Annotated in this window: 4 protein-coding genes; all 4 read left to right on the forward strand. The window is 64.9% G+C overall.

Features of this window, described 5'->3' with window-relative positions; all coding sequences use genetic code 11:
- Positions 1-27 precede the first annotated feature (27 nt).
- The 4 genes from VN419_RS00170 (at position 28) to purF (ending at position 6,502) form a co-directional block, all read left to right on the forward strand.
- Complete coding sequence (locus VN419_RS00170) at positions 28-972, forward strand: serine/threonine protein kinase (protein ID WP_414652890.1); 945 nt, start codon at positions 28-30, stop codon at positions 970-972.
- A 20-nt stretch (positions 973-992) separates the two neighbouring features.
- The gene (locus VN419_RS00175) at positions 993-1,448 is read left to right on the forward strand and encodes a universal stress protein (RefSeq protein WP_325643178.1); all 456 of its coding nucleotides are present in this window, start codon (positions 993-995) and stop codon (positions 1,446-1,448) included.
- A gap of 298 nt (positions 1,449-1,746) precedes the next feature.
- Entirely contained in the window at positions 1,747-4,983 is a 3,237-nt protein-coding gene (carB, locus tag VN419_RS00180) for a carbamoyl-phosphate synthase large subunit (protein ID WP_325643180.1), read from the forward strand.
- A gap of 115 nt (positions 4,984-5,098) precedes the next feature.
- Positions 5,099-6,502, forward strand: coding sequence for an amidophosphoribosyltransferase (gene purF, locus VN419_RS00185; protein WP_325643182.1), 1,404 nt, complete (start codon positions 5,099-5,101; stop codon positions 6,500-6,502).
- The last annotated feature ends 64 nt before the right edge of the window (positions 6,503-6,566 follow it).

The raw sequence follows: 6,566 nt of genomic DNA on the forward strand, positions 1-6,566 counted from the left end.
CCCCCGCCCGATCCGTCGGCCTTGAGCGTGCGCGCCCTTGTGGAGCGCTTCAAGCCCCCGGTGGGCGTCAGTTCCTACGGCTCCGTGTTCACCGACACCACCGAGTTCATGAGCATCACCTACGGCGACGTCATCAGCGTAGGCGGACGCCACTATCTGGTCATGGGCGACGAGCGCGAGCGGCGCTTCGGCATGGAGGACCCCAAGTTCTGGGTCAAGCGCTGCGTGGAGCTGGAAAGCGGCCAGTACCGCATCCTGAAGCTGGAGTTCGCCGAGACCTTCGACCAGCACATCGGGCCGCTGACCATTCCCTGCCACCGCAGCGCCGCCAAGGAGGCGCGCATCCTGCGCCTGGTGGAGGGCGACCCGCGCTTCATGCAGGGCAAGTCATACCGCGATGCGCGCGGCAACATCGTGCGCGTGCTGGAACGCGTGGCCGGGCGCAGGCTGGACCTGAACGTGGAGGACATCCACGCTGACCACAGAACCTACTTCCACGAGATCTACCCCGGCATACTGGAGCGCTTCGTCCGCGCCTGCAAGGCCATCCACTTCCTGCATGAGAACGGCGAAACCCACGGCGACATCCGCCGCGACCACCTCTACGTGGACCACGCGAGCGGCGAATACTGCTGGATCGACTTCGACTACGGCTTTGACGCGGCCGAGAATCCCTTCGGCCTGGATCTCTTCGGCCTGGGCAACATCCTGGCCTTCATCACCGGCAAGGGCGTGCACACCATCCAAGATCGCGCCCAGGCCGACCCGGCCGGGCCGGACGTGAGCGAGGCCGACTGCGCGCTGTTCTTCCGCCACCGCATCGTGAACCTGCGCAAGCTCTTCCCCTACGTGCCGGAGGACCTGAACCGCGTGCTGATGCACTATTCCTCGGCCTCGGAGGTTTACTACGAGACCGTGCCGGAGCTCCTGGCCGACCTCGAACCCTGTCTGGACACCCTGCGCAGGCTTTAGGCGCATCGCAAGGAGGCCCTATGGACTTCAAGAACATCCTCATCTCCGTGGACGCCTCGGACAACGCCCGGCGCGCCGTGGACTACGCCGCGCAGCTGCTGGGCCAGGTGCGGGACGCCCGCGTGACGCTCCTGTACATCGAGCGCGCCCCGGGACGCGACCGCTTCGACACCGAGGAGGCCTGGCTTTCCCAGTGCCGCCTGGAGCACGAGCGTGTCTTCGGCTTCCTCAAGGACGCCCGCGAGGTGCTGACCAAGGCCGGATTGCCCGACGCGGCCATCAGCGAGCGCACGGTTTTGTGCAGCGCCGAGCCGAGCGTTGCCCAGACCATTCTGGACGTGCAGCAGGAGGGCGGCTTCGGCACCCTGGTGGTGGGCAGGCGCGGCCTGACCAAGGGCGAGGAGTTCCTGTTCGGCAGCGTGTCCACCAAGCTGGTGCACAACGCCAAGAACTGCGCAGTGTGGGTGGTGCAGTAGAATCTTTCGGCGCGCAAAAGCCCAAGGCCGCCAACGGAAGACCATCTTCCGCCAGCGGCCTTGTGCCAAAGGGTATGTTCTTGCGATGAAGGTCCGTCGGTCAGTTGCCTGTCTTTTCGGTCCTTGCCGCCGCAAGCTTTAGGGCCGGAAACGCGTTGCGGCAGGCGCCCCACCCCCGCCTGGGCCAGCCAACCCGCAGGCTCCCAGCCGCCCTTGCCACTTGCCTGCCGGATGCTTATCGCGTACATCTCTCCCGTTTCACGGCACGGCAGAAACCTCTCACCCAAGCGGCGGAAAAATGCCCAAGCGCACAGACATCAAGAAGATCATGCTCATCGGCTCCGGCCCCATCGTCATCGGCCAGGCCTGCGAATTCGACTACTCCGGCACCCAGGCGCTCAAGGCCCTCAAGGAAGAAGGCTACGAAGTCATCCTGGTGAACTCCAATCCGGCCACCATCATGACCGACCCGGAGCTTGCCGACCGAACCTATATCGAGCCCATTGAACCCGGCACCGTGGCCAAGATCATCGAGAAGGAGCGCCCCGACGCCCTGCTGCCCACCCTTGGCGGCCAGACCGCCCTGAACACGGCGCTGGCCGTGGCCAAGATGGGCGTGCTGGAAAAGTTCGGCGTGGAGCTCATCGGCGCCTCGGTGCCCGTCATCGAGAAGGCCGAAAGCCGCGAGCTGTTCCGCGCCGCCATGGAGAAGATCGGCCTCAAGGTGCCGAAAAGCGGCATCGCCCGCACCATGGACGACGTGCGCGAGATCGGCCGCACCCTGCCCTTCCCGCTCATCATCCGCCCGGCCTTCACCATGGGCGGCACCGGCGGCGGCGTGGCCTACAATATGGAAGACCTGGAGTCCATCTCCGCCCAGGGTCTGGCCGCCAGCATGAAAAGCGAGATCATGATCGAGCAGAGCGTGCTGGGCTGGAAGGAATTCGAGCTTGAGGTGATGCGCGACAAGAAGGACAACTGCGTCATCATCTGCTCCATCGAAAACCTGGACGCCATGGGCGTGCACACGGGCGACTCCATCACCGTGGCCCCCAGCCAGACCCTGACCGACGACGAATACCAGAAGATGCGCGACGCCGCGCTCGCCATCATGCGCGAAATCGGCGTGGAGACCGGCGGCTCGAACGTCCAGTTCGCCATCAACCCGGCCGACGGCGAGATGATCATCGTGGAAATGAACCCCCGCGTGTCGCGTTCCTCCGCGCTCGCCTCCAAGGCCACGGGCTTCCCCATCGCCAAAATCGCGGCCAAGCTGGCCGTTGGCTATACGCTCGACGAGATCCCCAACGACATCACGCGGGAGACCATGGCCAGCTTCGAGCCGTCCATCGACTACTGCGTCATCAAGATTCCGCGCTTCACCTTCGAGAAGTTCCCCGGCAGCGAGGACTACCTGACCACCTCCATGAAGAGCGTGGGCGAGACCATGGCCATCGGCCGCACCTTCAAGGAGGCGCTGCAGAAGGGCCTGCGTTCGCTTGAGGTCGGCATGCCCGGCCTGGGCAAGAAGTTCGAGACCTGCCCGCTGGACAAAGACGAACTGTTGCGCCTGATGCGCAAGCCCAACTCCGCCCGGCTCTTCGCCGTGCGCAACGCCATGCGCTGCGGCTTCACCAACGAGGAGATCCACCAGGCGTCCTTCATCGATCCCTGGTTTCTGCGCCAGATCCGCGACATCCTGACCGTCGAGGCCGAACTGGCCGAGTTCGGCAAGGGCGAGGAAATCTCGGCCAAGAACCCGGCCCTCTTGCCCCTGCTGAAAAAAGCCAAGGGCTACGGCTACTCCGACAAGCAGCTCTCCGTGCTCTGGAAAATGAGCGAGGACGGCGTGCGCGCCATGCGCAAAAGCATGGGCGTGGTCCCCACCTTCTACCTGGTGGACACCTGCGCCGCGGAGTTCGAGGCCTACACCCCGTACTACTACTCCACCTACGAGACCGGCTGCGAGATCGAGAGCAAGGACGTGAAGAAGGTGGTCATCCTGGGCGGCGGTCCCAACCGCATCGGCCAGGGCATAGAGTTCGACTACTGCTGCTGCCACTCTTCCTTCGCCTTGAGGGAAATGGGCGTGCAGTCCATCATGGTCAACTCCAACCCGGAAACGGTCAGCACCGACTACGACACCTCGGACCGCCTCTACTTCGAGCCCGTGACCTACGAGGACGTGCTGAACATCGTGGAGTTCGAGAAGCCGCTCGGCGTCATCGTGCAGTTCGGCGGCCAGACCCCGCTGAACCTCGCCGTGGCGCTCAAGAAGGCCGGCGTGACCTTGCTCGGCACCCCGCCGGAGAGCATCGACCGCGCCGAGGACCGCGAGCTGTTCTCCGCGCTCATCCGCAAGCTGCACCTGAAGCAGCCCATGAGCGGCACGGCCATGACCCTCACCCAGGCCACGGAGATCAAGGACAGCCTGGGCTACCCGCTGGTGCTGCGCCCCTCCTACGTGCTGGGCGGACGCGGCATGGAGATCGTGTACGACGACGAGGAGTTCAACAACTACTTCCGCAAGGCCGCCATCATCTCGCCGGAGCATCCCATCCTCATCGACAAGTTCCTTGAGAACGCCATCGAGGTGGACTGCGACGGCCTTTCCGACGGCGAGGAAACCTACATCGGCGGCATCATGGAGCACATCGAGGAGGCCGGCATCCACTCCGGCGACTCCGCCTGCGTGCTGCCCCCGCACACCATCGCCCCGGAGCTGGTGGCCGAAATCGAGCGCCAGACCAAGGAGCTCGCCAAGGAACTGGGCGTCATCGGCCTCATGAACATCCAGTTCGCCATCAAGGACGGCGAGGTGTACATCCTTGAGGTGAATCCCCGCGCCAGCCGCACCGTGCCCTTCGTCAGCAAGGCCACGGGCGTGCCCCTGGCCAAGCTCGCCACCCGCGTGATGCTGGGCGAGAAGATCCGCGACCTGAAGCCCTGGGAGATGCGCAAGAGCGGCCACGTTTCCGTGAAGGAATCCGTGTTCCCCTTCAACCGCTTCCCCGGCGTGGATATCCTCCTCGGACCCGAGATGCGCTCCACCGGCGAAGTCATGGGCATCGACACCTCCTTCGGCCTGGCCTTCATGAAGGGCCAGCTGGCCGCCGGCCAGCGCCTGCCCGAAAGCGGCACCGTGTTCCTGTCCGTGAACGACCGCGACAAGGCGGCCATCACTCCCGTGGCCCAGGCCTTCGAGGACCTGGGCTTCAAGATCATCGCCACCGGGGGCACGGCCGACCACCTGGCCGCCAAGGGCGTGCACGTCGAGCGCGTGCTCAAGGTGAACGAAGGCCGTCCCAACGTGGTGGACCTCATCAAGAACAAGCAGATAGCGCTCGTGGTCAACACGCCCTCCGGCAAGCGGACGGTGAACGACTCCAAGGAGATCCGGCAGACCACGCTGCTCTACGGCGTGCCCTACACCACCACGGTGTCCGGCGCGGCCGCCATGGCCCAGGCCATCCGCGAAGAACGCGGCCATGGCTTGAGCGTGCGCTGCCTGCAGGACTACTACGGCACCAAGTAGCAGAGCGAATAGTTCCAGGCGCTTCGAGCGCCAGGGTCGGGCGGCCGGGGGGGATTGACCTGCCCCGGTGCGCCAGGCGTTGTTCCCCGGCCCGGAAAACCAGCAAGGATGGCACATGAAACGCGAGTATTGCGGTCTCTTCGGCATTTACGGCCACCAGGAGGCCGCGCGCATGGCCTATTTCGGCCTGTACGCGCTCCAGCATCGCGGGCAGGAGTCCGCGGGCATCGTCACCTGGGATGGCGCGGCCATCCGCGAACACCGGGGCATGGGCCTGGTGCACGACGTGTTCAACGAGCGGCACCTGGGCAAGGAGCTGAAGGGCAACATCGCCCTGGGCCATATCCGCTACTCCACCACGGGCGTATCGCTCATCAGAAACGCGCAGCCCTTCCTGGTGCGCTTCAAGGACTGGCACATCGCCGTGGGCCACAACGGCAACCTGGTGAACACCCTTGAGCTGCGCAACGAGCTGGAAAGCCAGGGCTCCATTTTCCAGACCACCATGGACACCGAAGTGTTCGTGCACCTCATCGCCAAGTACCTGAACGGCGGCACCATCGAGGAAGCCATCCTCAAGGCCTGCTCCAAGGTCAAGGGCGCGTACTCGCTGCTCATCATGGCCAACAACAAGCTCATCGCCGTGCGCGACCCCCACGGCCTGCGCCCCCTGGTGCTGGGCCGCCTGAACGACAACTACGTCTTCGCCTCCGAGACCTGCGCCTTCGACCTCATCGAGGCCGAGTACATCCGCCAGGTGGAGCCCGGCGAAATGCTCGTGGTGGAGGGCGGACGCCTCACCAGCCAGCGGCTGCTTGAGACCGCGCCCAAGCGCCAGTGCATCTTCGAGCTCATCTATTTCGCCCGGCCCGACTCCATGGTCTTTGACGAAGGCGTGTACGAGCGCCGCAAGACCATGGGCGCCATGCTGGCCAAGGAAGCCCCGGTGGACGCGGACTTCGTCATGCCCTTCCCGGATTCCGGCAACTACGCGGCCGTGGGCTATTCCCAGGCCTCGGGCCTGCCACTGGAGCTGGCCATGATCCGCAACCACTACGTGGGCCGCACCTTCATCCAGCCCAGCCAGGACATGCGCAACTTCAGCGTGCGCGTGAAGCTGAACCCCGTGCGCAGCATGATCGAAGGCAAGCGCATCCTCATCGTGGAAGACTCCATCGTGCGCGGCACCACCATCCGCACCCGCGTGAAGAAGCTGCGGGAGCTGGGCGCACGCGAGATCCACATGCGCGTGTCCTGTCCGGCCATCCGCTTCCCCTGCTTCTACGGCATCGACTTCTCGAGCAAGGGCGAGCTCATCGCGGCCACCACCCCCGTGCCGGACATCGCGCGCTTCATCGGCCTGGACAGCCTGCACTACCTGTCCATTCCGGGCCTGCTCGATTCCGTGAACGAGAAGAACGCCCACTGCCTGGCCTGCTTCGACGGCAACTATCCCATCGAACCCAGCTGCCACCAGGGCAAGATGTGCCTGGAGAGCGAAAGCAAGGTCACGGGCTAGGCCGGTTTGAATATGCTGACGGCGCGCACCAGGTTCCCCAAACGGACCGAGGGAACCGCCATAC

The organism is Humidesulfovibrio sp. (genome assembly GCF_035560995.1).
Lineage (GTDB): Bacteria > Desulfobacterota > Desulfovibrionia > Desulfovibrionales > Desulfovibrionaceae > Humidesulfovibrio.

What these genes read in the sequence shown, in the direction of transcription:
- VN419_RS00175 (WP_325643178.1), top strand. Translation starts at nt 993, where the DNA reads ATGGACTTCAAGAACATCCTCATCTCCGTGGACGCCTCGGACAACGCC.
- carB (WP_325643180.1), top strand. Translation starts at nt 1,747, where the DNA reads ATGCCCAAGCGCACAGACATCAAGAAGATCATGCTCATCGGCTCCGGC.
- purF (WP_325643182.1), top strand. Translation starts at nt 5,099, where the DNA reads ATGAAACGCGAGTATTGCGGTCTCTTCGGCATTTACGGCCACCAGGAG.